The sequence below is a fragment of the Microbacterium sp. genome (assembly GCF_051953575.1).
Lineage (GTDB): Bacteria > Actinomycetota > Actinomycetes > Actinomycetales > Microbacteriaceae > Microbacterium.
On sequence record NZ_JBQCIP010000069.1, the window covers coordinates 1 to 26,827 of the forward strand.

The window sequence follows — 26,827 nt, forward strand, 5'->3', positions numbered from 1 at the left end:
GCGCGTCGCGAGCCGGAAGGCCGAGCTCCAGGCGGATGCCCCGGCGGAGGCCACCGTCTGACACGGAAAGTCGGCAGGTCGAGGCCGCGGATGCGGGCGTGGATGCGCCGGTGTCCGCGGCCTTCGGTCATCTCGCGTGCAGGTCGCGGTAGGCGGTCGGCGTCATGCCGTACTCGGCGCGGAACACCTTGACGAAGTAGTTGGCGTCGTCGTAGCCGACGAACATCGCGATGTCGCGTACGCTCTGCGTGGTCGAGGCGAGCAGCCGCGAGGCGCGCTCCGCCCGCCGCTGTGAGATGTAGCCGGCCAGCGTCGTCCCGGTCGCCTGCTTGAAGCGTCGTGCGAGCGTCGAGGTCGAGACGCCGAGGCGGTCGGCGAGTTCCGTGGTCGACGGATGGTTACTCAGGTGCAGGTCGATCTCGTCGGTCACGCGCCGTACGAGCGGCGGGTAACCGCGCTGGCGGTGGCGTCGCACCGCTTCGCAGAAGTCGGTGACCATCTGAGAGGTGAAGCCCAGCGCCTGGCGGGGGTCGGAGGTGTGGCCGACACGATGCAGGCGCTGGGCGTACTCCTGCGAGATCGCGTCGATCGTCACCGGGGGAAGGCCCCCGCGCTGTGCCGCGACCCGCGCCATGATACGGAGGATGGTCGCGCCGAGAAAGGGCGTGTTGAGGTAGCCGCTGATCCGCGGCATGCCCGACAGCCCCTGGAGTGCCGCCAGCGCGCGATCGGTGGCGCCGTCGGCGACGGCATCCATGAAGTCCTGTTCGTGGCGATACCGCTCGTCGATCACGGCGAACGATGCGGACTGCGGCGCGTCGCCCTGACCGGGGGTGATCGTTCCGCCCTCGGCCTTCACATGCTGCAGGGCGCCCAGGGCGTCGTCGTTGCTGGCGGCGCTCAGAAGGGCCGCGGCGCCGCGGTGCACGTATTCGGCGTCGACGATCGCGTACCGCGTGCGGTAGAGCTTGTAGAGCGACAGATACGCGGTCGGGATGGCGAGGCGGCTCATCACCTCTTCGGCGGTGCCCGGGTACATCGGCGCGTGGGTGTAGGGCCCGATGACCAGCAGCCGATCGTCCCACCGCGCGACGGTCACCGCCATTCCTAGGGGCTCCTCGATCTCGTGGATGACCTGTTCGGGCATCGCCTGGACGAACTCCTGCAGGGCGCTCGCGGTGAAGGCGGGTTGGATCTGCGGGTCGAGGCAATGCATGTCTTGGAACGTCGCCAGAGCCGCCGCGATGTCCGAGGTGATCGTCACCGGTGAGCTCAGCACCCGGCCGAGCGCGTCGATGATCGGGACGAGGTCGTCGCGTCGATCGGTCGTCGCCATGAGCCGACCCTTTCGTGTTCGAGCAATCCATGCGGAATGAGTGCTGTTATTGCGCCATCAGTTCTATCACCGGTTGCGCGGTCGTCATAGCGTGAGATGAGCCCGGCATGCGCGCCGGTGCGCTGTGCGCCGAAGGAGACCACACATGTCGCAGCCCGCCCCCGTCTTCCCCCGTCGGGTCGTGCCGATCCTCGATGGCTGGGTGTTCGCTCCCGAGGCGATGCCCGCCGCGAGCTGGGACGAGGTGCGTGTCGCCGGGTCGACGATCACGCTCCCGCACACCTGGAACGCGGCAGACGGACAGACAGGCGGCGGTTACCGTCGGGGCCGTTCGACGTACGCACGGCGGGTGAGCGCCGAGGCCGGGGCCACCGAGACCTGGATCGAGTTCGACGGTGTCAACTCGACCGCCGAGGTGTATGTCGGCGGCGCGCTGCTGATTCGCCACCACGGCGGGTACTCCACGTTCCGAGTGAACGTGACCGATCATGTGGTGCAGGATGCCGCGACCATCGTGGTCGTCGTCGACAACGCCGCGAACGAGACCGTCTACCCGCAGCAGGCCGACTTCACCTTCTACGGCGGGATCTACCGCGAGGTGCGGCAGATCAGCGTCGGCGCGACGCACCTCGCCCTCGATCGCGACGGCGGGCCCGGATTCACGGTCACCCCGCGTCTCGCCGAGGGGAGCGCCGTCGTCTCGATGAGCGCCGACGTCTCGGGGCCCGGTACGGCCGATGCATCCGTTCGGTTCGTCATCGACGGCGAGGGTGCGGTCACGGTGCCCGTCGTCGGAAGCGGAGCCCAGGCTGATCTGACGATCGCGACGGTTCGCCGTTGGCACGGACTGCGCGACCCGCACCTCTACACGGCCCGCGCCGAGCTCCTCGACGGCGATGCCGTCGTCGACGAGGTCGAGCTGCGATTCGGCTGCCGGGAGTTCGAGATCGACCCCCAGCGGGGGTTCCTGCTCAACGGCGAGGAGTACCCGCTCCGCGGCGTCTCGCGGCACCAGGACTTCGAGGGCGCCGGCAATGCGATCACCGAAGCCATGAAGCAGACCGACCTCGCGCTGATCCGCGAGCTCGGGGCGACCACCGTCCGGCTCGCCCACTACCAGCACGACCAGCGCTTCTACGACCTCTGCGATGAAGCCGGGCTCGTGGTCTGGGCCGAGATCCCGCAAATCACGGTGTTCCTGCCCGGGGCCGTCGACAACGCCAGCGACCAGCTCACGGAGCTGATCGTGCAGAACCGCCACCATGCGAGCATCGTCTGCTGGGGGCTGTCGAACGAGATCACCCTCGCGGGCGCGGGGGAGGACGTGGTCGCCGCGCATCGCGACCTCAACGACCTCGCGCACCGTCTCGACCCCACGCGACTGACCGCGATGGCGAACCTGTTCCTGCTCGAGACCGACCACCCGCTCGTCACCCTGCCGGACATCATGTCGTACAACCTCTACTTCGGCTGGTACGTCGGGGAGGCTGCGGACAACGACACCTGGCTCGACGACTTCCATGCCTCGTACCCCGAGATCGCGATCGGCCTCTCGGAGTACGGAGCCGATGCCAACCCGCTCTACCAGTCCGCCGGTCCCGCGAAGGGCGATTACTCCGAGACCTATCAGGCGCTCTACCACGAGCACATGGTCGAGATGATCGAACAGCGGCCGTGGCTGTGGGCCACGCACGTGTGGAACCTCGCCGACTTCGGCTCGGCCGGGCGCGACGAAGGCGGTGTCGCCGGGCGCAATCAGAAGGGCCTGGTCTCGTTCGACCGGACGCTGAAGAAGGACGCGTTCTACGTCTACAAGGCGGCGTGGGCGACCGAGCCGTTCGTCCGCGTGGCCGGGCGCCGGCGCGCGGAACGGGCCGAAGACGTGACAGAGGTGGTCGTCTACTCCAACCAGACCGAGGTCACGCTGCTCGTCGACGGCGCCGAGGTCGGCGCGGTCTCGGGTGCCCGGGCGTTCCGGTTCTCGGTGCCCCTGACGGGTGAGCACGAGATCACGGCACGGGCCGGCGAGGCGACCGACACGATCGAGGTGCGCAAGGTCGACGAGGTGCCCGCGGCATCCATCATGCCCGCCACGACGATCGCGAACTGGTTCGACGAGGCGCCGCTGCCTGCGCCCGAGGGATTCTTCTCGATCAACGACACGCTCGGCGACATCAAGCAGTCCGAGGAGGGCGCCCGACTGATCGGTGCGGTTCTCGAAGCCCTCGCGACGAGCCGAGGCGAAGTGGGTCGTGGCGTCGAGATCCCTCCTGCGATGCAGGCGATCGTCGACCGGATGAGCCTGCAGAAGCTCATCACGCAGGCAGGCAGTGTGCCCGTCGAGCAGGTCGCCGCCCTCAACGCTCAGCTCAACCTCATCGCGAAGTAGGCCCGCTCTCATGGACTTTCGACTCTTTCCTTCAGACGTGCGTGCCCGAGAGCTCGCGGCCGAGCTGCATGCCGAGGTGGCGGACGCGCCGATCATCTCGCCGCACGGCCACGTCGACCCTCGTCTCCTGGCGGATGACATCCCGTTCAGCGACCCCGCCGAGCTGTTCCTCACACGCGATCACTACGTGACACGCCTGCTGCACGCGAGCGGGGTGGCGCTCGGTGACCTCGGTCTCGACCGGCATCGCGCGGTGGATCCGCGCGAGGCCTGGCGCATCCTCGCGGCACATTGGCACCGCTTCGCCGGGACGGCGAGCGGATATTGGCTCACCGACGAGCTCGCGATGCTCTTCGGCATCGATGAGGAGCTCTCACCCGAGACCTCAGATCGCATCTATGACCGCGTCGCCACAGCATTGACAGAGCCCGGATTCCGACCCCGCGCACTCTTCGACAGGTTCCGCATCGAGGTGCTCGCCACCACAGACGACCCCCTCGATGACCTGGCGCCGCACGCGCAGCTCGCCGCGGATCCGTCTTTCAGCGGGCGCGTGCTTCCGACCTTCCGCCCCGACGCGTACCTGGATCCGGTGGCGCCCGGGTTCGGAGCGCGGGTCGAACGGCTGCTCGCGGCGACGGGACAGCCGGCGACCTTCGCGGGGTACCTCGAGGCGCTGCGAGCGCGTCGGGCGTACTTCATCGAGCACGGGGCGGTCTCAGCCGATCACGGGGTGGTCGAGCCGTTCACGACGGATCTCGACGCCGGCACCGCGGAGGAGCTGTTCCGGTCGGCGCTCGCCGGCACGGCGGATGCTGCGGCCGCACGCGTCTTCCGGGGGCACATGCTGTTCCAGATGGCGCGCATGAGCGTCTCGGACGGGCTCGTCATGACGCTGCACCCCGGTGTGCACCGCAACCACCACCGGCCGACGTTCGAGAGGTTCGGACCAGACACCGGGCACGACATCCCGCTGGCCACGGAATACACGAAGAACCTCCAGCCGCTGCTCAACGCCTTCGGCACGGCGCCGGGGTTCCACCTCGCCCTGTTCGCCGTCGACGAGACGGTGTACTCGCGAGAGGTGGCACCGCTCGCGGGGTTTTACCCGAGCGTCTACATCGGAGCACCCTGGTGGTTCCTCGACGCGCCGGACGCGATCCAGCGCTGGAGGTCGGCCGTCACCGAGACCGCCGGCTTCTATCGGTCGAGCGGCTTCATCGACGACACGCGCGCGTTCCTGTCCATTCCCGCACGACACGACACGGCACGACGATCGGATGCCGCGTTCCTCGCGCGACTCGTCGTCGAGGGTCGCGTGAGCCTTCCGACGGCGCGCAGGGTCATCCGCGACCTCGTCGACACGATCCCGCGAGAGGTATTCAAACTGTGATCCCCTCATCGCTCACCCGCGCGGAACTCGCTCGACGCACCGGCGAAGCTGCCACCCCCGCACCCGTGAGAATCGTCCATCTAGGGCTCGGGCACTTCTTCCGTGCGCACCAGGCCTGGTACACCGCCCACGCGTCCGATGCGGCGCAGTGGGGGATCGCGGCCTTCACCGGACGAAGCGGCGCGAGCGCCGAGGCCCTCACCCGGCAGGACGGACTCTTCACCCTCGTCGAGCGGGGTCCCGACACCGACCGGCTCGAGGTGGTCGGCAGCGTCGTCGAGGCCGTCGCGGGAGACGACATCCAGCGACTCGAGGCCCTCGTGAGCGACCCTCACGTCGCCGTCATCACGCTGACCGTGACCGAGAGCGGCTACCGGCTGACCACCGCCGGGCTGCCCGACCTCGACGACCCCGACGTGCGATCCGACCTCGATGCGCTGCGTGTCTATCGACCGGCCGCGACGACGATTCTCGGCCGGCTCACCACCGCGTTCCGCGCGCGACGCGACGCCGACGCCGGGCCGATCGCGGTCGTGCCCTGCGACAACATCCCCGGCAACGGCGAATTCGTCGCCCGCGGCGTCACGGCGTTCGCTGAACGGGTCGATCAGGCCCTCGCCGCGTGGATCCGCTCGAACGTGTCGTTCGTGAGCACCTCGGTCGACCGCATCACCCCCCACACCGATGAAGCCCCGGCTGTCCTGTCGCGCGCCGGCTGGCTCGACGACCTCACGGTGATGACCGAGCCGTTCTCGGATTGGGTGCTCGCGGGGAGTTTCCCCGCGGGACGGCCCGACTGGGAGAGCGCCGGTGCGCGGTTCGTCGACGACATCGAACCGTGGGAGAACCGCAAGCTGTGGCTGCTCAACGGCGCCCACAGTCTGCTCACGTTCGCGGGGATGCCGCGGGGTCTCGACACCGTCGCCGAGGCGATCGCCGACCCGGAATGCCGTGCCCTGGTCGAGTCGTTCTGGGCTGAGGCCGTCGCCTGCCTTCCCGGCGGCACAGAGCACGAGCGGTATCGGGCTCAGCTCATCGAACGCTTCGCGAACCCGCGCATCGTGCACCGCCTTGCGCAGATCGCCGCCGAGGCGACGACGAAGGTGCAGTTCCGGTTCGCGGCCGTCGCCGAGCGGTCGGTCGACGCCGGTGGGGATGCCTCGGCCAGCGCACGCGCGCTCGCGACGTGGATCGCGTGGCTGCGCACCGACCCCGGCGCCGTCGATGTGCGAGCAGACGCGGTCGCTGCTGCCGAGGCATGCGACGATCCCATCTCGGCGCTCATCGCACTCGTGTCACCGAAACTGGCCGCGCTTCCCGACTTCGTCGATCACGTGCGGCGATTCATCCCGGTCGTGACGACCGACTGTTCCAAGGAGAACCAATGATCATCGACAAGGCTGAGGTCATCGTGACCAGCCCTGACCGCAACTTCGTCACGCTGAAGCTCACGACGGCGGACGGCCTCACCGGCATCGGCGATGCGACGCTGAACGGTCGTGAGCTCGCCGTGGTCGCGTATCTCACCGAGCACGTGGTGCCGCTTTTGATCGGGGCCGATGCGTCGCGGATCGAGGACACGTGGCAGTTCCTGTACCGGGGGGCATACTGGCGTCGTGGCCCGGTGACGATGGCGGCGATCGCGTCGGTCGACATGGCACTGTGGGACATCAAGGGCAAGGCCGCCGGGATGCCGGTCTACCAGCTGCTGGGCGGCGCGTCGCGAAACGGGCTCATGGCCTACGGGCACGCGTCGGGCAAGGAGCTGCCCGAGCTGTTCGATTCGATCCGCTCCCACCAGGAGCAGGGGTACAAGGCGATCCGGGTGCAGACCGGGGTGCCGACGCTGAAGGCGATCTACGGGATCGCGGCGCAGGGCGCCGACGTCGGCGACGCGACCGTGCGGTACGACCACGAGCCGGCGCGCCGAGGGGCGAAGCCGGTCGAGGAGGACTGGGACACCCGTGCCTACCTGAATCATCTGCCGGGTGTGTTCGAGGCGGTGCGGAACGAGTTCGGTCCCGACATCCCGCTGCTGCACGACGGTCACCACCGGATGACGCCGATCCAGGCCGCGCGGCTGGGCAAGGACCTCGAGCCGTATGACCTGTTCTGGCTCGAGGACTGCACCCCGGCAGAGAATCAGGAGGCGCTGCGGCTGGTGCGTCAGCACACCACGACGCCGCTGGCGATCGGTGAGATCTTCAACACGGTGTGGGACTTCAAGGACATCATCCGTGACCAGCTCATCGACTACGTGCGCGGTGCGGTGACCCACATGGGCGGCATCTCGCCGTTGAAGAAGACCCTCGACTACGCGGCGATGTACCAGATCAAGTCGGGCATGCACGGACCCACCGACATCTCGCCGGTCGGCATGGCCGCCGCGATGCACCTGGGTCTCAGCATCCACAACTTCGGCATCCAGGAGTACATGAAGCACGGCGCGAAGACCGACCAGGTCTTCGAGCAGTCCTTCACCTGGACCGACGGCTACCTGCACCCCGGCGACATGCCCGGCCTCGGTGTGGAACTCAACGTCGATGAGGCCGGCAGGTACCCGTACGAACAGGCCTACCTGCCGTACAACCGCCTGCTCGACGGAACCGTCCACGACTGGTGATCGAGATGGACGCCGCGGCAGGCGCGCCGGAATCGCCGGTCGCGATCGTCGTGATGGGGGTGGCCGGCGCCGGAAAGTCGACGCTGGCCGCCGCCATCGCGGAACGACTCGACGCGGCCTTCATCGAAGCCGACGACCTTCACTCCGCGGCCGCGAAGGCGCAGATGGCAGCAGGGGTGCCATTGACCGATCAGGACCGATGGCCGTGGCTCACCAGGGTTGCGCTGCGCGTCCGCAAGGAGGGCCGAGCGCGGCGCGTGGTCGTTGCATGCTCCGCGTTGCGGCGGGTGTACCGTGACGCGCTCATTCGAGACAGCGCCACGGATCTCGTGTTCGTGCACGTGCACGGCAGCGACGAAGAACTCGCGGCGCGCATCGGACAGCGAACAGGGCACTTCATGCCCGCATCGATGCTCGCCTCGCAACTGGCGACGCTGGAGCCGCTCGCCGCCGACGAGAACGGCATCGTGATACCACTTGCCATGCCGCTGGACGAGGCGACCGACGCAGCGTTCGAGTTTCTGAGATATGAATCAAGGGCCATCTCTTTCCCGCCTCAGTCACCGAAAGATGACCCGAGCTGACCGAATCCGGTCGAACCGACCAAGAGGCAGGACCACCCTAAGACCGCCAAGCCCCGGCGCCCGGTGGCCATCCGTATTCGGGCAATGCCCGCAAGCGGGACTGTCACGTGCGTCGGGATCCTCGTTTGGGCACTGCGCGCAAGCCCTGCTACGCCCGCCTCTGAGGGTAGCCAGGGATCAGGAGTCCATCGAACCGTCGCGCAGGCCGGGGATCGCTACGATCGACTGACCAGCTACCAGGGATGGAATCCTCGATGGAGTTTTGGACTGCCGCGGCTATTGCAGCTGTCTTTGGGACGATCACGAGCGCGATCATCAGCATCTGGGGTGTGTCCCGCAACATCAAGCACAAGTCCGTCGTCGAAGAACGTCAGAAGTGGCGTGACACGCTTCGGGGTCTCATCCCGGAACTCATCAGCCAAGTCGACGATGAAGCGAGAAAGAAGATCCGCAATTCGATCGCTCTCAGGCTGAACCCTTACCAAGACGGAGAATGCATCCGGCAGATCGACGACTTCATCGCGAATCCCGCGCCTGAATTGGCCGACGCGATCGTCACTCGATTCCAAGACCTTCTCAAGCGGGACTGGGAGCGAGCGAAGATCGAGGCGGGATTCTGGCCACGACGTGCGCGCGAGCGCGCTGATGCGAGGGTCGACGCTCAGAGAGCCCTCGCCCTCGAAAGCGACCAGACAACACTTCGCACTCACGCCTGATCCGAAAGGCGCGCGTATATCGCGGAGCCCGAACACGTGTCCAGCCGAAGGCTGCGATCGCAAACCGGACGACTTCTGATGGGGGAGCGACGAAGCACAGCCTCACCTGTGGGAGCATCGTGGCATGGAGTCGATTCCCACTCTTCCCGCCCGCTACGAGGACCTCGACCCGAGTTTCCGGGGACGACTCCGTCCGAGTACGGATCTGAACGATCTCGTGCAGGGCGCATACCGCAGCATGAAGGTAAGCGGTGGTGTCCGCTTCCTTCCGCTGTACGGGCGAAGTGGGTCGGGCAAGAGTTCGGCGGCGCGCGAACTCGAAACGCACCTCGAGGGCACTCGCGTGGTCGATCTTTCGCGCGCAGACGTCGAGGACGAGGCAACTCTCCTGTCCACCATCGATCGAGCGTGGGGCAAGACACAGCACCCGGAGCTTCTCATCGCAATCGTGGACCAGTTCGAAGACTCGGTGGCCGATCGCTCGTCCGTCCCCGTGAAGTTTGTTGAGCGGATCAGCCGCCTCGACAAGAGCGAGTTCCGAGGGAAGCCGATCCTCTTCATTTGGTTGACGACGCGTCGCGACTTCCAGAAAGCGCTTGCGGACGCAACGAGCCAGCGCGAACGCCTGCTTGTCCGCGCGGACTTCGAACTCGAGGGCCCCGCGCGGGAGCTATGGCCGGAGATTGTTGAAGAGACATTCGAGTTTCACAATGCGGGGCGCGAGCTTGCCGACGCGGGCGTCCTGCACGGCACAATCTCGGAGATCTCCGAAGCCTCCGAGACCATCGGCGACACTATCGAGAAGGTCGGTCGCGAACTAGCGGCGGATATCGCCGGTCTCAACGACCTTTCTCGTTATCAGGTCATTATGTTGTGGCCAGTGACGGACGGTATACGCATCCAGCGGATCCAGTCGTTCACCCATCCACGCGATGGATACAAGCTCAACTGGGGGGCCTTCTGGAGAGAGCTGAATCCTGAGGACCGGGCGCAGCTCCCACTGGAGCAGTTCAATCGCGCGCGGTTGTACTTTGACGTTCGGCTCATCCCGATTGCAGTGGCAGATCTCGCTCCCGTCGGGAAGGACTTGACGGTCGCCGAGCCGGTGATCGGCCAGTCCTACTTCGAGCGTCCCGGGCAGACACACTTCTACTCGGTCCTGACGGACCGGTGGGATCCTTCGAGTTATGCACCTATGCGAGAGATCAAGTCCAAACGAGCCGATGAGGGGCGCACCTGGTATGCGGGCGTGACTACAAACCCGACCGGCCTCGGGAGGCGCATCGCCTTCGTGTTGCGCCAGCTAGGGCTTGACGCCCGACACGAGGTAGACATAAAAAGCGCCCACTCGACGGTTCGCGCCGATGTTCTCGTGAAGCGTAAGGATCACCCACAGCCAGAGGTCATTGTAGAGCTGAAGGCCTATTCCCCAGAGAACACGATGCCGTCCTCGATCCGCGATCAGATCAAGGTCACACTGCGCCGTCACGCCGTTTTCGCGGGATTCCTTCAGCGGCAATGACGCGGAGCCGGGCGGGCCAAGTCTCGTTCGATAGCCGGTCCACAAGCGAACGCATGGCGTGAGCGTGGGGGTCGCTCGTCGCGGTTGAGCGGATGGCGATGGCGTGATCTACTCGACAACTTGGCTGTCTGTTCGAAAGGGAGCGGTCAATGGGAAATGAGGCACTCGAGGTCCCCGTCGTCGATGACCTCATCGAGCTCGGTCTGGTAGTCGACAGGGGCGAAGAACCGTGGGTTGCCACAGCGACGGCTTGGGCTGCCGATGGCAGTGGCGTCGCGCTCACCTGGGATGAGATCGCCCGGTCTGTGGCGGTGCGCTGGTTCGACGACGCGGGCGACCGCGCGAGGCTTGAGCGTGAGAGGGCAACGAGGGTGTCCGTGCGAAGGCAAGACGACGGAACAATCGAGTTTCGAGTGTGGATGCGATCCGTGGACCTTGGCGGCGAGCTACTGGTGCAGGTGGGGCGGAGAGTGACGCTCTGCGACGCATTGCTTGCCACCTGACAGCCCGCGCAGAACCCTAGCCGGTCGTTCACCGAGCTTGTGCGCGCGATGTCTTAGCTCGGGGTGGCGAATGCCACGACATCTCGCGTTATCCTCGTCAGTTCTTCGCCCGGTTCTATGACCAGGTCGCCTTCAGCAGTCCAACCGTCGTTTGCCAGATCGAACGCGATCCTTCGAATCGTGACCTTCAGCTGAATGACGCCGCCGTGGTGTGTCGCAGTCAGGCGTAGTTCACCCTCCAACGATTCCCAGCTCCGCGTCCCTCGCCAGCCGCGCCACGACTTCTCCATCGATCCAAAGAACTTGGCAAGGTCCTCGAAGCCTCCGCTCCAGTGCTCCTGAATCGCGGTCACCGCGTGCAGTCCGCTGAGAGCCAGAACTGCGACTGCTTGCGCCGGGGTGCCGGGTGCGGGCGGCGTGAGGAGGAGATACTCGGACTGGCCGCCGATGCGCGCTTCAGGCATGCACACGATGATGCCGCAATCGTCTAGTCGGAGCTCACTCGCCGCTCGCTGACCGTTCGATAGTCGGTCCGCTCTCGGCACTGCGCCTTGGGGTGCGTGGCGTGCGGGCCGGAGTGCGTTCGGTTGTGGGTGCTTGAACGCGCGAGCTGCATTGCGTGCGGCGCTGCCGATGACTGGCTTGGCTCCAAGATTCGTATGACCGGCCCGTGGCAATGCCCGCAGAGCCCACGCCAAATGAACTTGACGGTTACTCGACGAACTCCTCCGCGAATCTCGCCGACGAGAAACGCTGCTGCGGGCGAAAGTACACGGTCCGCGTGAGAGACGGGAGCCGAGGCAACGGCCAGAGGCAAGGCAACGGCCAGAGCCAAGACAAGAGGAGAGCAATGCACGCAGGCACTTTCTGTGGAACTCGTTTCGAGTAAGGCAGTTAAGGCGTAGCGTGGTGTGGTGCGCGGTGGGTTGGAGCGCTGGAAGCGGGGTGTCGGGTCCCAGGGGGTTCGACAAGCACTTGCCTACGCGTTCCAAGGATCCTGCGACTCGCACCTGCGGACGGTACCGGTAGGTGTGGACGCGCTCGCCGCGTACAGCGATGCCGGCGCCGGGGTCACCCGCGCCCTCCCGATCCTCGGGGTGGCCGCTGCGGACGATCTGGACGGGTCGCGGAGCGGCTGCCACGACCCGACGGTACGCACAGCGCACCCCAGCCGCACAGGAGCCTTAGCCAGGTTGTGGATAACGCGGTGGACGCGCAGAGCGACCAGGGTTGTGGAGAGATCAGATGGCGTGGGGTGCGATTTTGTGGTCTTCATCAGGCAGTTGCCGTCCGGCGCGATGGGGGAGACAGCGGACAAGGGGGATTCTGCACCCCGTCCACGAATCGCGCTAGCCCCGGACATAACCGCACTGTATAGCAGTGTAGTTGTAAAGTAAACGACTAACCCAGATAGTTGTCTGGACGACGCAATGCTCTCTGCGCCACACTTGAGGTATGCCACGCCTCGCGCAGCCCGCCGGCTCTGAAGATGCTCAGGACCCGATTTCGCTGCTCGGCAACCTCGTGAAGGCCGGGATCATCCGTTACCTCCGCAGCAACCCCGATGTCACCGTCGGCGCCATCTGCGATGCGCTCGCGCTCGGCCGGACAACCATCCAACCCCTCCTCAATGAACTCGAAGCCGCTGGCCTCATCATTGCCGACCCGCCCACGCTCCCCGGCGGATCACGCAGGGGAGTCTGGGTCCGGTACCGGGTGAACAACGAGGCCGTCACGGACCTGTACCTCAGACTTGGGATGGCGATAGGCGAGTTCTAGTTGACGCTCAGCCTGGGCAGGTCCGAGAAGAGTGACGCGGTGCGCCATCCCCTCTTGATGAGGCGAGGACTGTCGGCCGTTGCGGGGGTACCGTCGCGTTGCCGCCAGCGGTGCGGGCTAGAAGAGTTCGACGTTGAAACGATGCGGACGTAACGAGGTTGTGGGGGTCCAAACGCTCGCGCCACCGGCGCGACTTCTGCGCGATCGCGAGCGAGGCACGATATTCCACATCCTGATCCTGCACGGGGATCACTAGCGTACTGCCTCGCGGGCGCTTCACCGCGGGAGGCGTGACTAATTCGATCCGGAGTCGCACCTGGCGTTCGGGCCTCACCCTAGAATCCTCTGGCCACGCTCGGAGTGTCGGTGGGCGGAGTCCTTGGACCTCATCAACTCGTCCATGGGGGATACGTGTCGCGTGCTCGATATGAGCTGCGCCGCGAGTGTTGATCAGGCCGCAACGGTGAGTACCGCGTCGACCTCGATCTCCACCAGTAACTCCGGCGATGCGAGCGCGGTGGTGCCGATCGTGGAGGTCACGGGGAGGATCTGCCCGAACAGTTCGCCGTGGACGGCGCCCACAGCGTCGAAGTCGCCTATGTCGGTGAGGAAGATGCGGGTGCGGACGACGTCCTTCAGGCTGCCGCCTGCCTCGCTAAGTGCCTTCTCGATTCGGCGGAAGATCTCGCGGGTCTGCTCTGCCGCAGTATCGCCGACGCCGCCGCTGGTGGTTCCGGCGACGAAGACCAGGTTGCCGACCTTCACGGCGCGGGAGTATCCGAGGATGGGTTCCCGGGGGGACCCGGAGGAGATGTTCTGTCGGTCGATCATTGGTTTCCTTTCCATGGCGTTCACAATTCGCGGTTGGCGATGGCTCGCCAACGGGCGGAGAACTCTTCCGCGCGGGCGTCAGACCACTGTGGTTCGTAGGTCTGGGACGGTTTCCAGTCGACGATCGCCTGCTCGAGGGTGAGGGTACGGTCCATCGCGCAGCGGGCGAGAGCGGCCGCGCCGAGCGGGGTGGCGTGCTGGGACGGGTACACGTCGACGGGGATGCGCATGAGGTCGGCGACGGCCTGCATGAGGACCGTGCTCTGAGTGAGGCCGCCGTCCACGCGCAGTCGCTGCAGCGGTGCGCCGAGGTCTGTGGCCATGGCGCGGGCCAGCTCGGCGACCTGTGCGGCGATGCCCTCCAGGACGGCACGGACCATCTCCTGGCTCCCGGTCGACAGCGTCAGGCCGGTGAAGGTTGCGGTGGCGTCGGAGCGCCACCAGGGCGCGGCGAGACCGGCAAGGGCAGGGACGCACATGACGCCTGCCGAGTCTTTCGCGGCGACACGGTCTAGGTCTGCCGCGGTGTCGATGAAGGTGAGCTGCTCGAGCCATCGAACGGCGGACGCGGCGGTGTAGACCTGACCGTCGAGGCAGTAAGTGCTACCGGTCCGGTCCTGCCAGGCGACCGAGGTGGAGAGGTTGGCGCCGGAGCGGACGGCCTTGTCGCCGGTGTTTGCGAGCAGGAAGGCGCCGGTGCCGAACGTGCACTTCGCTTCACCGGGTCGGAGGCACTTCTGCGCGACCAGGGCGGCCTGCTGGTCGACGATGAGGCCGCCCACGCGTGCGGTGCTCCCGAAGGCGGTGGTGGCACCGGCGACCTCGTCGCAGGCGAGGATGTGGGGCAGGTCTTCTTCGGCGAGGCCGAACAGGTCAAGCAGCTCGAGGTCCCAGGTGACCTTGTCGACGTCGACGACGAGGGAGCGGCTGGCGGTGGAAGCGTCGGTGACGAACTCGCCTGTGAGCTGATGGAGGATCCAAGTGTCCGAGGTGGTGACGACACCGTCGCGGGTGATGTTCTCCCGGATCCAAGCCTGCTTGGGGGCGCTGAAGTACGGGTCGAGGACGAGGCCGGTCTTGTCGCTGATGTAGTCGGCGTGCTCGCGGAGACCGGTGCAGATGCCTTCGGCGCGGCGGTCTTGCCAGACGATCATGTTGGACAGCGGGTTGCCGGTGTCCGGGTCCCACGCGAGGACGGTTTCGCCCTGGTTGGCGAGGGTGACGATGTCGACCGGGACGCCGGCGCGGTTGACGGCGTATCGGCCGGCGGTGATGACGGAGTCCAGTAGGGCTTGCGGGTCTTGCTCGACGCCGCCGCCGGGGAGGTAGGTGGGCCGGACGGACACTTCGCTGAGTCCGAGAACCTGCCCGTCGCCGTCGACGACGACGGCTTTCGTGCCGGAGGTGCCTTGGTCGATGGCGAGCACCGTGGTCATGGCTTCTTCTTTCTCGTGTGGTTCGGCGCGGGCCCGCGCTTGCGAGCGGCAGGCCCGCACCGGGTCAGAGGGTTACCGCTGGGCGGCGGCGTACCGGGCGGCGGTGCGCTTCCACCAGGGGCTGGTGGCGGCGGGATGCTCAATGGGGGTGGGTGCCTGCAGGTCGCCGATGGCGACGCCGAGGTCGTCGCGGAGCAGCTCAGCGACGTAGTCACCGATGCCCAGAGAGGCGGTCAGCCCGGTGGAGCGGATCGCACCGACGTTGATCAGGCGGCGGTCCGCGGCGGATGAGCCGATGACGTAGTTCGACCCGCGTCCCGCCGGGCGCAGGCCCGCGTAGCTGGCCACCGGGGTGAGTCCCTCCAGGGCGGGGAACTGCTTGATCGCTTTAGGCAGGATCTCGTCGGCCGCTTCCGGGCGGACGCTCCAGTCGGTCTTGTCTCCGAGGTCGACCGCGGTCGGGCCGCTGACGACCTTGCCGTCCAGGGTGGGGAACACCAGCACGCCCTTGGTGCGCTTGGTTGGCACTGGCAGCACGATGTGGTCCAGTGTCTGGGCTCCGGGCAGCTCGAAGACGAAGAACTCGCCCTTGCGGGGATATACGTCGAAGCTGTCGTCGCCGATCAGCCGGGCGATCTCGTCCGCGTAGAGGCCGGCGGCGTTGACAACGGCTTGAGCCTGGATGGCGCGGCCGTCTTCGAGCGTGATCCGCAGGCCGTCCTCGCCGGGGGTGATCGCGACGACGCGGGCGTCGGTCTCCACGCGGCCACCCGCCGCGACCGCGGAGGCGGCTAGGGAAAGCGTGAACGCGACCGGGTCGCTGACGGACTCGCCAGGAACCAGCAGCGCGCCGTCTTCCTCACGGATGTGCACCTCGACACCGTTCTGCTGGGCATTTTCGGCTAGCGCGCGGACGGTGTCGTGATCCTCGGCCTCGTGGGGGACGAGTTGGGCGCCGCAGTGGATCACCGGGACCCCGAGAGCCTCGAGCACCGGCGGGCGGAGCTGGGCGGCACGGAGGATGAGCTCGGTCTCTAGCTCACCGGGAGTGGAATCGAAACCGGTGTGCAGAACACCGGAGTTGGTTCCGCTGGCGCCATAGCCGAGGTCGGGTTCGGCCTCGAGCAGCAGCGCGTCGACGCCGCGGTGTGCGAGCGTGTAGAGGATCGCCGCGCCTACGACGCCTCCGCCGATGACGGCGATGGTCGCGGTGAGTGAGTTCTCGGTCATTTCTGCCCCTCAGTAGTGGTGGTGGTCTCAGCCGCAGGAGCGTTGTCCACCGTCGCGGAGTCGAACGCGCGGTCGACGTCGCCCATCTCGGGCATGGTGAGGCCCTTCTTGCCGCGGGTGATGAGCAGGTAGGCGAGGTAGACGCCGCCGATCGCCATCATGATCAGCACGTACAGGCGCGGCTCCGCGAACGAGTCGTCGCGGAAGATCGCGAGCTCGTATATCAGCCACACCGACGCCAGGATGATGACGGGGATCTCCCACTTGCCGAGCGTGAACCCTTGGCTGGGCGGGAGACTCTTGCGTTTGATGATGTACAGCAGCGTCGTGCCGGCATAAATGATCGCGGGCAGCAGCGTGGCCGCGGAGAACAGCACGAACAGGGCGTTCTCGGTGAACGCGAAGATCGCCAGGATCAGCTGGGTGATCACGAAGAACGCGACGGTCGCAGCGACCGGGGTGTGCCGCTTGGCGTTGACCCGCCGTAGAACTTGCCAGCCAGGGAATCGGGCGTCGCGAGACATTGCCCAGATGAGGCGAGTGCCGCTGAGGGTGATGACAAGGCCGCACGAGAAGATCGAGACGACCACGAGCACGAGCAGCGCCTTGCCGACGAACGGCCCGAGCACCGCGGTGATCACCGATGCGACCGGTGTGGCCGATTCTGCCAGGGCGGTGGTGTTCGCGGCGAGAGCGGTGACCGCGATGAGGAACAGCATGCCGAGGATGCCGAGGGCGAGCACGGCCTGCATCATGGCGCGGGGGATCACGCGTGCGGGGTTCTTGGTCTCCTCAGCGAGGTTCGCGGCCGACTCGAAACCGACGATTGTGAACGCACCGAGCAGGAACGCCAGCGGGAACGGGCCGACCTCGGTCAGGCCGCCGAGGTCCCAGTAGCCTTCGGCGGCGACCGGGGCCGTCTCGAACAGGCGAGAGAGGTCGATCTGGCCGGTGACGGCGCCGACAACGAACAGCAGCACGGTGATGCCGACCATGCCAATGATCTGCATCGTGACGGCGATCTCGTTCACGCGATTGGTCACGCGCGTCGACCAGACCACAAGGATCGCCTGGATGAGCATGACGATCGCGGTGACGAACCAGCTGTTGGCTGCGGTGGGGACGTAGCCGAACAATTCGGGTGCGACGGTCGCGGCGATGGTGTAGTCAACGGCGACAACCACGACCACGAGGAACGCGAAAGAGATCCAGCCCATCAGCCAGCCGAGGATCGGGTTCGCTAGGCGCGACATCCATTGATAGGCGTAGCCGCTGATCGGGATGCGGGCTGCGAGGGCGCCGAAGATCAGCGCGACGGTGAGCTGACCGGCCACGGCGATCGGCCAAGCCCAGATGCCCCGCGGGCCGGAGCTGTTGATCACCGCTCCGTAAGTGGTAAAAATGCCGGTTGCGATCGAGACGAACCCGAACGCGACGGCGAATGAGGCGTAGAGGCCGAGCTCACGCTTCATCGGCGCCCCAGGTTCGGAAGGTGGCTCGACGCTGCGCTTTTCCTTCATGAACGTCCTCCATCGGGCGTAGAGTATTGGTATATACCAAAGGACGCTAGGGGAACGGAGGGTAGCGTGTCAAGTGTGAGCACCGTGGAGCGATCGGGGGAGACCCGCGCCGACCGTAAAGAACCGGCCTACCTTCGCATCGCCGAGGAGCTCCGGGAACAGATCGCGTCCGGTCAGCTGGACCCTAACGATCCGCTGCCCCCGGAGCGCGATCTCTGCGTCGATCACAACGTCAGCAGGATGACGGCGCGCCGGGCGCTCACCGTGTTGGAGAGCGAAGGGCTGATCTACCGCAGCGCCACGCGTGGCACGTTCGTCTCCGAACCGAGGGTGCAGTTGCGGCTCGGAAGTTTCTCGCAGGAGATCTCCCGCGCTGGCAAACAGCCCGGCGCGCAACTGATCTGGTCCGAGACGCAGTCCGCTACGACGGGCGTCGCCCGCGCCCTGGGCATCGCCACGGATGCTGACGTCTATGCCCTGCAGCGACTGCGCAGCTCCAACGGTGAGCCGCTGGCGCTGGAGACTACCTACTATCCATCTGACCTCGTGCCTGGATTCCTCGATGGGGACCTGTCGGGATCGCTGTGGACCGAGATCCGTGGCCGGTTCGGAGTTGTCGTGGCACGCACCACGGCCCGCCTGGAAGTGATCGCGCTGGACACCACCCTCGCCGAACAACTCGGCGCGCGGCCTGCGTCATCCGGGCTGCTCCTCACCCGGCGCACCTTCACCGCCGACGGGCGCTGCATGGAGTATGCCCAGGACGTCTACCGCGCCGACCGCGTCTCCCTCGTCATCGATCGCGCCGTCGACGAGTGACTACTCTCTTCGATCTCGACGGCGTACTCAGTAGAGCGGACACGATGGCGGCGCTCGTCCGCCATCTCAACCGGCGGCGGCCCCTCCGGCTAGCGCTGATCGCACCGGCAGTTCTCCTCGCCCTCCTCGCTTCACCACGCAGTGCCACTCGCGCATCGCTCAACCGCTGGACGGTCCGCACAGCGTTGCGGGGCATCTCGCTGAGGCAATACCATCTCGCGGTTGAAGAAGTGGCGGAACAGCTGGCCAGCGCCCAGGACAACTTTGCCGACGCCGCGCGCGACGCAATCGACGACGCCCATGCCGTTGGCCCGGTATGGGTGGTCACTGCTTCGGAACGCAGCTTGGCAGCGGCGTACCTGCGTCAAATCGGCTACGGGGACCTCCGCGTGCTCGCATCGCAACTCGGCTGCTCCGACGACTCGTTGCGGATCACCCATCACAATGTCGGTCACGCCAAAGTTGCCGCTCTACGGTCGGCTGAAGTCGATCTGACGGAGAGCTTGTTCTACACCGACTCGGCCAGCGACGAGAAGCTGGCGCGTGCCTGTCGCCGGACGATCATCGTCAACGGAAGCCGAAGAACCAGGCGCATCCTGGCCAAGTCTGGTACTGCGGTCCGCAGCACAACGTGGTGAGCGGGCGCGGATTGAAATTCCTACATGTCGATGCGATTGACAGCCTCATGAGTCCCGGGCGCCGCGACGCATGGCCAATGCCCGCGCGGCCGGATCGGGGACGTAGCCCAGTGCCTTCACTGCTTCATGGACGGCGGTGACAGCATTTGCGCTGACATGCGCGGACCCCGTGAGCACGCGGGATGCGGTCGACCGTGACACACCCGCCAGCGTGGCGACGTCCTCGAGCGTCGCGTGACTCGGAGAGCGCGGCTCGATCATGCGCGACGGAACAGATCTGCTTGGAATCGGTAGGCGTCGCCGCGGTAGCTGTTCGTGCCGAGCAGGATGGGGACACCGTCGGAGTTGTACGCGACCTCGTCTCCTACGAGCACCGGGGCACCCACCACGGTGTCGAGAAGCCGCGCCAACGAGCTGTCAGCAACGGCGGCCATGACGCTGTAGGCGCTGCGATGAATCGTGACGCCGCACACTTCGCGCAACGTCTCGTAGAGGGAAGCGTCGTTCAGTTCGGTCTCGGCGAGCCGGTGCGCGCGCTCCTCCGCCACGACCACCACATCGAAGCACACGGGGCGGCCGTCCATCCCCCGCAGCCGGTCGATCTGGATCACGGGGGAGGTGGGAGCCACCCGGAGCTTCTCCGCCTCATCGAGGGTGGCCGGGCGAACCTCCTGACGAAGGACCTTCGCTGTCGGTCGCAGCCCGCGTGCGCGCGCCATCTCCGTGAAGGATTGCAGAGTGCTGGGCGGTTCGCCGACAACGTTTGCGGGGACGAACCAGCCGCGCTGAGCGGACCTCGTGAGGCGGCCGGCGGCTTCGAGCGCGCTGAGCGCTGTGCGAAGGGTCACGCGGCTCACGCCCAATCGCGCAGCCAGTTCGCGTTCTCCGGGGAGTCGCGTGCCGGCCGCGTACACGCCCAAGTCCAGCTCTTGTGCGAGCTGGTCGTGGGCCTGTGTCGCAGCTGTGGGGAGAGTCACGACGCCACGGTACCACATGAGCAATCTGGTGCAACCAAATTGATTCTTGTTACACAACTGGTACAACTGGTCGAATGGTGCTAGCTTTCACCTGGCGGTGCCCGCCGCCCTTCTCCGGCCATCATTCGATGGCCCGAGCGGATTTGGTTCTTACGACCACGACGGAGTGAACATGATCTCGAAGAAGACCCGCGCCCTCGCGGCTGCGGCGATCGGCTCGATTGCGGTGCTCGCCATCACCGCGTGCGCGCCGGGCGGCAGCTCCGCCGGCAACACCGGGCCCACCGAAGTGTCCGATGACGTCGCCGGCGCGGGGGACGTCACCCTCAAGCTGTCGGACTTCTTTCAAGGCGACTGGATCGTCCAGATGATCGACCAGTTCGAGAAGAAGTACCCCAACGTGACGATCGAGCGCACGCAGGAGGACTGGGGGCAGCTCACCAGCACCCTGAATCTTCAGCTCCAGGACAACGGCGGCCCCGATATCGCTTCCGCGAACAACGGCTGGTCGTCGTTGGGCACGCTCGCCGAGGGCGGACTGGTCGTCAATCTGGACTCCTACGCCAAGCTGTACGGATGGGACGACCTGGTTCCGACCACGATCGCTCGTCAGAACCAGTTCACCGAGGACTTCAGCACGATCGGCGAGGGGTCATGGTTCGCGTCGCCAATCGCATCGGCATCCCTGATCGGCATCTACTACAACGCCAGCAAGCTCGACGAGCTGGGCATCCAGGTGCCGACCACTCTGGACGAGCTCGAGGCCGCAGCCAAGAAGGTGAAGGCCGCCGGGCAGGTGCCGTTCAGCTACAGCGGTCTCGACGGCAACACGGCCGCCCTGCTGGGGCTGCAGACTCTCTACGGGTCGGAGAGCGATATCAACGACTTCGTCTACGGCTCCACCGATGTGACGGCCGCCGACACGGGTCTCACCGACGCCGCCACGACCCTCGAGGAATGGAACGAGGCCGGCTGGCTGACCCCGAACTTCGAGGGCATCGACTACCAGACGTCGCTGGCGAACTTCATTGACGGTGACGCCGTCTTCCGATGGGACTACACCGGCTCGCTGGGGCTCACCGGCGACCGCCTGAACGACTTCGGCTACATCCAGTTGCCCCAGGCAGACGCTGACACGACCGTGGGTGTGGGCGCCTCCGCGGGCGCCATGATCATCTCGTCGAAATCCAAGAACCCCGACGTCGCCGCCGCGTTCCTCAACTTCCTCATGTCAAAGGATGCGAGCCAGGCGGCTGTCGACCTCGGTCTCGTGCCGATGCTCAACAAGGTTGACATCCCGGACGTGCTCAGCCAGACCGGTGAGGCGACGGCGACGGCAACCCTCGACTCTGACGACGGCTACGTGCCGTACTTCGACTGGGCAAGCCCGACCATGCTCGACATCCTGACGCAGAACACCCAGCTGCTTCTCGCGGGAAAGACGACTCCCGAGGACTTCACGAAGGCAGTGGACGCAGACCGTGACGCGTTCCTGGCCGAGCAAGGTTCCAAATGAGCATCGCCCACGCAGGGGCCGCCGTCGTGCCGGAAACGGCTGACGGCGGTCCCGCCACCCGGATGCTGCTGGTTCCCCGCCGGCGGCGCCGCAGGTCCCTGGCCCGCCGACGGATGCGCGTCGCGGGACTGCTCTTCGCCGCACCCGGCCTCCTGCTCTACGGACTCGTGGTGCTCTGGCCGATGGTTCAGTCGGTGCAGTACTCGTTCTACAAGTGGAACGGTGTCACCGATGCCATCTGGGTGGGATTCGACAACTACATCAACTTCTTCACCGACCCGGTGCTGCGCTCGACGCTCGGGAACGTGCTCGTTCTCATCGTCTTCTTCGCCCTGCTCCCCATCACCCTCGGATTGATCTCCGCAGCACTGGTCACGACATCCAAGCGTCCCGGCATGGGCATCTACCGCTGGATCTTCTTCCTGCCGCAGGTGCTCACCAGCGTCGTGATCGCGCTGGTCTTCAAGCGGATGTACGCCCCCGAAGGGCCGATCAACGAAGCGCTACGGGCCGTGGGCCTCGGCGCGCTCGCACAGAATTGGCTCGGTGACTTCACATGGGCCCTCCCGGCGGTCGGCCTGATCGGCACGTGGGGAGCTTTCGGGTTCTGCATGGTGCTGTTCATCGCCGGAGCATCCTCGATCGCGCCGGAACTGTACGAAGCCGCTCGCATGGACGGCGCGGGCCCGGTGCGGGAGTTCTTCGCGGTCACGCTCCCCGGGCTGCGCGGGCAGCTCGCCATCGCGCTCACCCTCACGATCACCGGCGCGCTGCGCGCGTTCGACCTCATCTGGATCACCACGCGGGGCGGACCGGGCACCTCCACACTCACACCTGCGGTAGCCCTGTACAAGGCCGCGTTCGTCAATCCCAATGTCGGACAGGCTGCCGCCATCGGCGTCGTCATGGCCGTGCTCTGCATGATCATCGCGGTCGTGATCACCCGCGTCTCGGAAAAGGAGTGACCATGTCTTCACTCGCGGAGAAGATCTGGAACTACGTCATCCTCACCGTGATGGCGATCATCGTCCTGTGGCCGGTCGCCACATTCGTCACCGCCGCCCTCAGCCCTGATCGCGCCGGGCGCCCTACCGGGGAAATCCAGTGGGACAACTTCGTCACAGCCTGGAACAACGCCGATTTCTCCCGGTCGATGCTGGTCTCGCTCACCATCACCGTGGCGGTGGCGGCCCTCGGGGTGCTCCTGGCCCTTCTCGGTGGGTACGCGTTCGGCGTGCTCGGAGTCCTCGGCGACAAAGTGTTCTTCCCCCTGGTCCTGCTCGGAATGATGATCTCGCTCGAGGCGATCATCGTGCCCCTGTACTACCAGTTCCGAGCCCTGGGTCTCACCGATAACCTCTTCGGCATCATCCTCATCCACGTCGGCATGGGGGTACCCTTCGGGATCTTCTGGATGCGGGCAGCATTTCGTACGCTGCCCCGCGGAATCTTCGAATCGGCGGAGATGGACGGGGCCGGGCCGTTCCGAATGTTGTGGTCCATCGCCGTCCCCAACCTGCTGCCCGCCGTCTACACCTTCATCCTTTTGAGCTTCATGTGGACCTGGAACGACTACTTCCTCTCCCTCGTGTTCCTGCACGGCGACAATCAGACGGCCACGGTGGCGCTCGGTGTCTTCCAAGGCCGGCATGTGACCGAAGTCAACCTCATGGCCGCCGGCGGGCTGATCGTCGCAGCACCCGTGCTCATCCTCTATGTGCTCTTCCAGCGCAAGTTCATCTCCGGCATGCTCGCCGGTGCCGTCAAGGAATAGCGCAGCTCGCCGCCCCCGCGAAACCCCTCAAAGTAAGGCAGATTCACCGTGCGACTCACCCCGCAGATCCTTCCCGACCCCGACGCCATCGGAGAGGTGGTGGCAGAAATCATCCTGGACCGCATATCCGCGAAGGGAGACAAGCCCTTCCTCCTCGGCTGCCCCAGCGGCCGCACCGCAGTCCCGGTCTACGACGCGCTCGCACGGGAAGCTGCCCGCGGGCGCGACCTCTCCAGCCTCGTCATCGTGATGATGGACGACTACGTCGTGCCTGATGATGGAGGTCGCTACCGGGTCGTAGACACCGATTTGTCCTACTCGTGCCTCGGCTTCGCGCTGCGGGACATCCTCGCGCCGATTGCCGCCGCGAGCAAGAGATCAGACACCCACGCGCCGTCGCAGGTCTGGACGGCGGACCCGGCGGCGCCGGAGGAGTACGACACGCGAATCGCAGACGCTGGCGGCATCGATCTTTTCCTGCTCGCGTCCGGCGACAGCGACGGCCACGTCGCCTTCAACCAGCCCGGCACCTCGCGCCACGCGAAGACTCACATCGTGACGCTCGGCGAGGCCACCCGTCGCGACAACATGGCCACCTTCCCTGAATTCACCACCCTGGACATGGTCCCCGACACAGGCGTCACCGTCGGGGTCGACACCATCGCCCGGCTATCCGCAGAAGTGGTGATGATCCTGACCGGGGAGCACAAACAAGAAGCATTCGCCCGCATCGCGCGCGCTGACGCGTACGACGAAGAGTGGCCCGCAACGATCGTCACAGAGTGCCGCAACCCGCTGCTTCTCGTCGACCGCGCCGCCGCGGCCGTCACCGTCTGAACCCCGCCCAGAACCGACTCCAACTCCCGAAGGGAAACGACATGACACTGCCGGTTCTCGACATTGACGCGAGCGGCGCGGATCACGTCATCGGCGTCGACATCGGCGGCACCAAGACTCATCTGCGCGCAGCCCCCGTCGACCGGGGCTCACATCGGCCGGCTCGCGACATCGTGCTGCCGTCATCGTCATGGCGCAAGGATCTCGGGGACTTCCGAGCCGACGGGGTCGGACTGCGACGGCTGCTCCTGGACCAGTTCGGCGACGCGGCGCTCCGCGCGCCCCTCGCGGTCGGGGCACACGGCTGCGACAGCACGGAGCAGTGCGACGAACTGGAGCGTGAACTGCGACGTCACATCAGCGGCCCGGTGCTCGTGGTCAACGACTCCGAGTTGATGGCGCCCGCCATGAACGTCACCGGCGCCATCGGCGTGGTCGTGGGGACGGGATCGATCGCGACCGCGCGGACCCCGGACGGTGACCTGCTCACCGCAGGCGGCTGGGGGTGGCTCCTCGGTGACGAAGGCAGCGCTCCCGGCCTGGTCCGGGACGCGACCCGGGCTGTCCTGTCACACCTGGACCGCGGGGACCACCTGGACGCGCTCGGTGAACGGCTGCTGACATGCTTCTCTGCTGTCGATGGCGCCGAACTCGCGCTCACGGTGACGCAAGTCGCGTCCGCCGAAGCCTGGGGTCGCCACGCAGCCGAGGTCTTCATCGCAGCCGACGAAGGATCCACGATCGCGCAACTCGTTGTGGCGAACGCCGGCGAACGCCTCGCGGGGCTCATCGACAGGCTGCTGCGACGCGGAGCGCACGCCCACTGCGTCGTCGCGGGCGGCTCGGTGATCGAAAAGCAGCCACTCCTCCAGCGAGCGCTGCGGACGGCGCTTGCACAGACCCGCCCTCACCTGGACCTTCACATCCTCGATCGCGCGCCCGTCACCGGTGCCGTCGCCCTCGCGCGACGTCTGGCCGAGCAGGCCACTATCACCCCCTGAGAACGGAGAGTTCGACCAAATGAAAGTTACCTTGATCGGAGCAGGCAGCCGGCAGTTCGCCGGAACCATCGTCCGCGACCTGCTCTTGAGTCAGCCCATCGCCGACAAGGGTCTCGAGATCGTGCTCATGGACATCGCGACGGAACCGCTGCGCGAGATGGAAGCATACGCCCGCAGCGTCATCGAGCGTCTCGGCCATCGCGCCACCCTCTCCTCCACCACGGACCTCGATAGCGCGGTCACCGGGGCCGACTTCGTCGTGGCCGCCATTGAAGTCAACCGCTACCACTACTGGTCGCAGGACTTCACCATCCCCCGCAAGTACGGGTTCAAGCAGGTCTACGGTGAGAACGGAGGACCCGGCGGACTGTTCCATGCGCTACGCCAGTTCGGTCCGCTGCTGGAGATCGCACGGTCGATCGAGAAGAACGCGCCCGACGCGTACTTCCTGAACTTCTCGAACCCCGAGCATAAGGTCTGCGAGGCGATCTCGCGCCTCACAAACGTCAAGGTCGTCGGCCTGTGTCACGGCTACTTCATGGGCGCCGGGCAGATCTCGCATCTGCTCGACATTCCCCTCGAGCACCTCGAGCTGTCCGCGGCGGGCATCAATCACTTCCAGTGGTTCCAGACCATCCGCGACCGCCGCACCGGCGATGACCTGTACCCGCGCCTTCGCGAGATCGAGCGCGAGGCGAACTGGGTCTCCGACTGGCACGAGATCGCGTTGTCCCGCATCCTCCTGCGCCGGTTCGGGCTGTGGCCCTCACCCAGCGCGAACCACATCGGCGAGTACCTCTCTTGGGCGGACGACTACGTCGCCGCGCAGTTGCAGTTCTTTCACGACCCCGCTGAGGGCTCGCCGTGGGCCGAGGGTGCGAGGACGCCGGAATGGCACTACCACATCGGCCTCGTCGATACCGAGCGTGGGTTCCACGCGCCTCGCACGGACGAATCGTTGATGTCCCTGGAGGCATCGCTAGACGAGCGCCCGCTCGAATCCTCCGAGGAACTCGCCATCCCCATCATCGAGTGGATCGGCTGCGGCGTGGAGCGCGACCTTCCCGCCGTGAACGTCCCGAACCGTGGCGCTATCCCCGGGCTTCCCGACGAGATGGTCGTCGAGGTGCCGGCGAAAGTGGTCGACGGCGAGCTGGTGCCGCTGAACATGGAGCCGCTGCCGGAGGGCATCTTCGCCATGGTGCGACTGCAGGGCTCGATCCACAAGCTGCTCGTCGAGGCGTACGTCGAGCAATCGAAGCAGAAGCTTCTGCAGGCGATACTCCTCGACCCCGTCGTCGACAACCACAACCATGCGGTGGCAATGCTCGACGAATTCCTCGAACTGCAGAAGGACGCACTTCCCCCGCTGCGCTGACCATTGCTGCGGCCCCACCCCAAAC

At 66.3% G+C, this 26,827-nt stretch carries 25 protein-coding genes; 17 read left to right on the forward strand and 8 right to left on the reverse strand.

What is annotated here, in order from left to right; genetic code table 11:
• Positions 1–127: 127 nt before the first annotated feature.
• Positions 128–1,336: a helix-turn-helix transcriptional regulator gene (locus ACTHNQ_RS05020; RefSeq protein WP_440331648.1), complete on the reverse strand. Its 1,209-nt coding sequence runs from the start codon at positions 1,334–1,336 to the stop codon at positions 128–130.
• A 145-nt stretch (positions 1,337–1,481) separates the two neighbouring features.
• Here ACTHNQ_RS05020 and ACTHNQ_RS05025 point away from each other — a divergent pair, with 145 nt between their 5' ends.
• The 8 genes from ACTHNQ_RS05025 to ACTHNQ_RS05060 all read left to right on the forward strand — a co-directional run bounded on the left by ACTHNQ_RS05025 (position 1,482) and on the right by ACTHNQ_RS05060 (position 11,066).
• On the forward strand, positions 1,482–3,725 hold the full coding sequence (locus ACTHNQ_RS05025; protein WP_440331649.1) for a glycoside hydrolase family 2 protein: 2,244 nt from the start codon (positions 1,482–1,484) through the stop codon (positions 3,723–3,725).
• A gap of 10 nt (positions 3,726–3,735) precedes the next feature.
• Positions 3,736–5,118, forward strand: a complete 1,383-nt coding sequence (gene uxaC / locus ACTHNQ_RS05030) for a glucuronate isomerase (RefSeq protein WP_440331651.1) — start codon at positions 3,736–3,738, stop codon at positions 5,116–5,118.
• A 65-nt stretch (positions 5,119–5,183) separates the two neighbouring features.
• Entirely contained in the window at positions 5,184–6,506 is a 1,323-nt protein-coding gene (locus ACTHNQ_RS05035; RefSeq protein WP_440331653.1) for a mannitol dehydrogenase family protein, read from the forward strand.
• Positions 6,503–7,741: a D-mannonate dehydratase ManD gene (gene manD / locus ACTHNQ_RS05040; RefSeq protein ID WP_440331655.1), complete on the forward strand. Its 1,239-nt coding sequence runs from the start codon at positions 6,503–6,505 to the stop codon at positions 7,739–7,741. Before ACTHNQ_RS05035 ends, manD begins: the two co-directional genes overlap by 4 nt.
• Before the next feature lie 5 nt (positions 7,742–7,746).
• Positions 7,747–8,325, forward strand: coding sequence for a gluconokinase (locus tag ACTHNQ_RS05045; RefSeq protein ID WP_440331697.1), 579 nt, complete (start codon positions 7,747–7,749; stop codon positions 8,323–8,325).
• 254 nt (positions 8,326–8,579) lie between these two features.
• Positions 8,580–9,041: a hypothetical protein gene (locus ACTHNQ_RS05050; protein WP_440331657.1), complete on the forward strand. Its 462-nt coding sequence runs from the start codon at positions 8,580–8,582 to the stop codon at positions 9,039–9,041.
• Positions 9,042–9,165: 124 nt separating this feature from the next.
• Complete coding sequence (locus ACTHNQ_RS05055; protein WP_440331659.1) at positions 9,166–10,563, forward strand: hypothetical protein; 1,398 nt, start codon at positions 9,166–9,168, stop codon at positions 10,561–10,563.
• A 149-nt stretch (positions 10,564–10,712) separates the two neighbouring features.
• Positions 10,713–11,066, forward strand: coding sequence for a hypothetical protein (locus ACTHNQ_RS05060; protein ID WP_440331661.1), 354 nt, complete (start codon positions 10,713–10,715; stop codon positions 11,064–11,066).
• A gap of 53 nt (positions 11,067–11,119) precedes the next feature.
• Here the strand turns inward: ACTHNQ_RS05060 and ACTHNQ_RS05065 are convergent, their stop codons facing one another.
• Positions 11,120–11,530, reverse strand: a complete 411-nt coding sequence (locus ACTHNQ_RS05065; protein WP_440331663.1) for a DUF6228 family protein — start codon at positions 11,528–11,530, stop codon at positions 11,120–11,122.
• Positions 11,531–12,521: 991 nt separating this feature from the next.
• Between ACTHNQ_RS05065 and ACTHNQ_RS05070 the strand changes: the two genes are divergently transcribed.
• Entirely contained in the window at positions 12,522–12,845 is a 324-nt protein-coding gene (locus ACTHNQ_RS05070; protein WP_440331665.1) for a helix-turn-helix domain-containing protein, read from the forward strand.
• 450 nt (positions 12,846–13,295) lie between these two features.
• Here ACTHNQ_RS05070 and ACTHNQ_RS05075 read toward each other — a convergent pair whose 3' ends face one another.
• From ACTHNQ_RS05075 to ACTHNQ_RS05090, 4 genes are all read right to left on the reverse strand, one after another.
• The gene (locus ACTHNQ_RS05075; RefSeq protein ID WP_440331699.1) at positions 13,296–13,691 is read right to left on the reverse strand and encodes a RidA family protein; all 396 of its coding nucleotides are present in this window, start codon (positions 13,689–13,691) and stop codon (positions 13,296–13,298) included.
• A 5-nt stretch (positions 13,692–13,696) separates the two neighbouring features.
• Positions 13,697–15,112 (reverse strand): FGGY family carbohydrate kinase, encoded by a 1,416-nt coding sequence (locus ACTHNQ_RS05080; protein WP_440331666.1) that lies wholly within the window; start codon positions 15,110–15,112, stop codon positions 13,697–13,699.
• Between the two features lie 72 nt (positions 15,113–15,184).
• Positions 15,185–16,342, reverse strand: a complete 1,158-nt coding sequence (locus tag ACTHNQ_RS05085; RefSeq protein ID WP_440331668.1) for an NAD(P)/FAD-dependent oxidoreductase — start codon at positions 16,340–16,342, stop codon at positions 15,185–15,187.
• Positions 16,339–17,814, reverse strand: coding sequence for an APC family permease (locus tag ACTHNQ_RS05090; RefSeq protein ID WP_440331670.1), 1,476 nt, complete (start codon positions 17,812–17,814; stop codon positions 16,339–16,341). Before ACTHNQ_RS05090 ends, ACTHNQ_RS05085 begins: the two co-directional genes overlap by 4 nt.
• 123 nt (positions 17,815–17,937) lie before the next feature.
• Here ACTHNQ_RS05090 and ACTHNQ_RS05095 point away from each other — a divergent pair, with 123 nt between their 5' ends.
• Complete coding sequence (locus tag ACTHNQ_RS05095) at positions 17,938–18,681, forward strand: GntR family transcriptional regulator (protein ID WP_440331672.1); 744 nt, start codon at positions 17,938–17,940, stop codon at positions 18,679–18,681.
• Positions 18,678–19,319, forward strand: coding sequence for a haloacid dehalogenase-like hydrolase (locus tag ACTHNQ_RS05100; protein ID WP_440331674.1), 642 nt, complete (start codon positions 18,678–18,680; stop codon positions 19,317–19,319). Before ACTHNQ_RS05095 ends, ACTHNQ_RS05100 begins: the two co-directional genes overlap by 4 nt.
• Positions 19,320–19,364: 45 nt before the next feature.
• Here ACTHNQ_RS05100 and ACTHNQ_RS05105 read toward each other — a convergent pair whose 3' ends face one another.
• Positions 19,365–19,580 carry a LacI family DNA-binding transcriptional regulator gene (locus ACTHNQ_RS05105; RefSeq protein WP_440331676.1) on the reverse strand — a complete coding sequence of 72 codons (216 nt, stop codon included), beginning with the start codon at positions 19,578–19,580 and terminating at the stop codon, positions 19,365–19,367.
• Positions 19,577–20,314 (reverse strand): GntR family transcriptional regulator, encoded by a 738-nt coding sequence (locus ACTHNQ_RS05110; protein ID WP_440331700.1) that lies wholly within the window; start codon positions 20,312–20,314, stop codon positions 19,577–19,579. Before ACTHNQ_RS05110 ends, ACTHNQ_RS05105 begins: the two co-directional genes overlap by 4 nt.
• A 154-nt stretch (positions 20,315–20,468) precedes the next feature.
• Here ACTHNQ_RS05110 and ACTHNQ_RS05115 point away from each other — a divergent pair, with 154 nt between their 5' ends.
• Genes ACTHNQ_RS05115 through ACTHNQ_RS05140 form a run of 6 tightly spaced genes read left to right on the forward strand, consistent with a single transcriptional unit; the run spans position 20,469 to position 26,802 of the window.
• On the forward strand, positions 20,469–21,812 hold the full coding sequence (locus tag ACTHNQ_RS05115; protein ID WP_440331678.1) for an ABC transporter substrate-binding protein: 1,344 nt from the start codon (positions 20,469–20,471) through the stop codon (positions 21,810–21,812).
• Positions 21,809–22,777, forward strand: a complete 969-nt coding sequence (locus tag ACTHNQ_RS05120) for a carbohydrate ABC transporter permease (protein WP_440331680.1) — start codon at positions 21,809–21,811, stop codon at positions 22,775–22,777. The genes ACTHNQ_RS05115 and ACTHNQ_RS05120 overlap by 4 nt, the downstream gene beginning before the upstream one ends.
• Positions 22,778–22,827: 50 nt before the next feature.
• Complete coding sequence (locus tag ACTHNQ_RS05125) at positions 22,828–23,586, forward strand: carbohydrate ABC transporter permease (protein ID WP_440331682.1); 759 nt, start codon at positions 22,828–22,830, stop codon at positions 23,584–23,586.
• A 48-nt stretch (positions 23,587–23,634) separates the two neighbouring features.
• Positions 23,635–24,423 (forward strand): 6-phosphogluconolactonase, encoded by a 789-nt coding sequence (locus tag ACTHNQ_RS05130; RefSeq protein WP_440331684.1) that lies wholly within the window; start codon positions 23,635–23,637, stop codon positions 24,421–24,423.
• A gap of 41 nt (positions 24,424–24,464) precedes the next feature.
• On the forward strand, positions 24,465–25,424 hold the full coding sequence (locus tag ACTHNQ_RS05135; protein ID WP_440331685.1) for an N-acetylglucosamine kinase: 960 nt from the start codon (positions 24,465–24,467) through the stop codon (positions 25,422–25,424).
• The gene (locus tag ACTHNQ_RS05140; protein WP_440331687.1) at positions 25,372–26,802 is read left to right on the forward strand and encodes a family 4 glycosyl hydrolase; all 1,431 of its coding nucleotides are present in this window, start codon (positions 25,372–25,374) and stop codon (positions 26,800–26,802) included. Before ACTHNQ_RS05135 ends, ACTHNQ_RS05140 begins: the two co-directional genes overlap by 53 nt.
• Positions 26,803–26,827 lie beyond the last annotated feature (25 nt).

Coding starts and splice junctions, on each gene's coding strand:
- ACTHNQ_RS05020 (WP_440331648.1), bottom strand. CDS start 1,336: ATGGCGACGACCGATCGACGCGACGACCTCGTCCCGATCATCGACGCG.
- ACTHNQ_RS05025 (WP_440331649.1), top strand. CDS start 1,482: ATGTCGCAGCCCGCCCCCGTCTTCCCCCGTCGGGTCGTGCCGATCCTC.
- uxaC (WP_440331651.1), top strand. CDS start 3,736: ATGGACTTTCGACTCTTTCCTTCAGACGTGCGTGCCCGAGAGCTCGCG.
- manD (WP_440331655.1), top strand. CDS start 6,503: ATGATCATCGACAAGGCTGAGGTCATCGTGACCAGCCCTGACCGCAAC.
- ACTHNQ_RS05045 (WP_440331697.1), top strand. CDS start 7,747: ATGGACGCCGCGGCAGGCGCGCCGGAATCGCCGGTCGCGATCGTCGTG.
- ACTHNQ_RS05050 (WP_440331657.1), top strand. CDS start 8,580: ATGGAGTTTTGGACTGCCGCGGCTATTGCAGCTGTCTTTGGGACGATC.
- ACTHNQ_RS05055 (WP_440331659.1), top strand. CDS start 9,166: ATGGAGTCGATTCCCACTCTTCCCGCCCGCTACGAGGACCTCGACCCG.
- ACTHNQ_RS05060 (WP_440331661.1), top strand. CDS start 10,713: ATGGGAAATGAGGCACTCGAGGTCCCCGTCGTCGATGACCTCATCGAG.
- ACTHNQ_RS05065 (WP_440331663.1), bottom strand. CDS start 11,530: ATGCCTGAAGCGCGCATCGGCGGCCAGTCCGAGTATCTCCTCCTCACG.
- ACTHNQ_RS05070 (WP_440331665.1), top strand. CDS start 12,522: ATGCCACGCCTCGCGCAGCCCGCCGGCTCTGAAGATGCTCAGGACCCG.
- ACTHNQ_RS05075 (WP_440331699.1), bottom strand. CDS start 13,691: ATGGAAAGGAAACCAATGATCGACCGACAGAACATCTCCTCCGGGTCC.
- ACTHNQ_RS05080 (WP_440331666.1), bottom strand. CDS start 15,112: ATGACCACGGTGCTCGCCATCGACCAAGGCACCTCCGGCACGAAAGCC.
- ACTHNQ_RS05085 (WP_440331668.1), bottom strand. CDS start 16,342: ATGACCGAGAACTCACTCACCGCGACCATCGCCGTCATCGGCGGAGGC.
- ACTHNQ_RS05090 (WP_440331670.1), bottom strand. CDS start 17,814: ATGAAGCGTGAGCTCGGCCTCTACGCCTCATTCGCCGTCGCGTTCGGG.
- ACTHNQ_RS05105 (WP_440331676.1), bottom strand. CDS start 19,580: ATGATCGAGCCGCGCTCTCCGAGTCACGCGACGCTCGAGGACGTCGCC.
- ACTHNQ_RS05110 (WP_440331700.1), bottom strand. CDS start 20,314: ATGTGGTACCGTGGCGTCGTGACTCTCCCCACAGCTGCGACACAGGCC.
- ACTHNQ_RS05115 (WP_440331678.1), top strand. CDS start 20,469: ATGATCTCGAAGAAGACCCGCGCCCTCGCGGCTGCGGCGATCGGCTCG.
- ACTHNQ_RS05120 (WP_440331680.1), top strand. CDS start 21,809: ATGAGCATCGCCCACGCAGGGGCCGCCGTCGTGCCGGAAACGGCTGAC.
- ACTHNQ_RS05125 (WP_440331682.1), top strand. CDS start 22,828: ATGGCGATCATCGTCCTGTGGCCGGTCGCCACATTCGTCACCGCCGCC.
- ACTHNQ_RS05135 (WP_440331685.1), top strand. CDS start 24,465: ATGACACTGCCGGTTCTCGACATTGACGCGAGCGGCGCGGATCACGTC.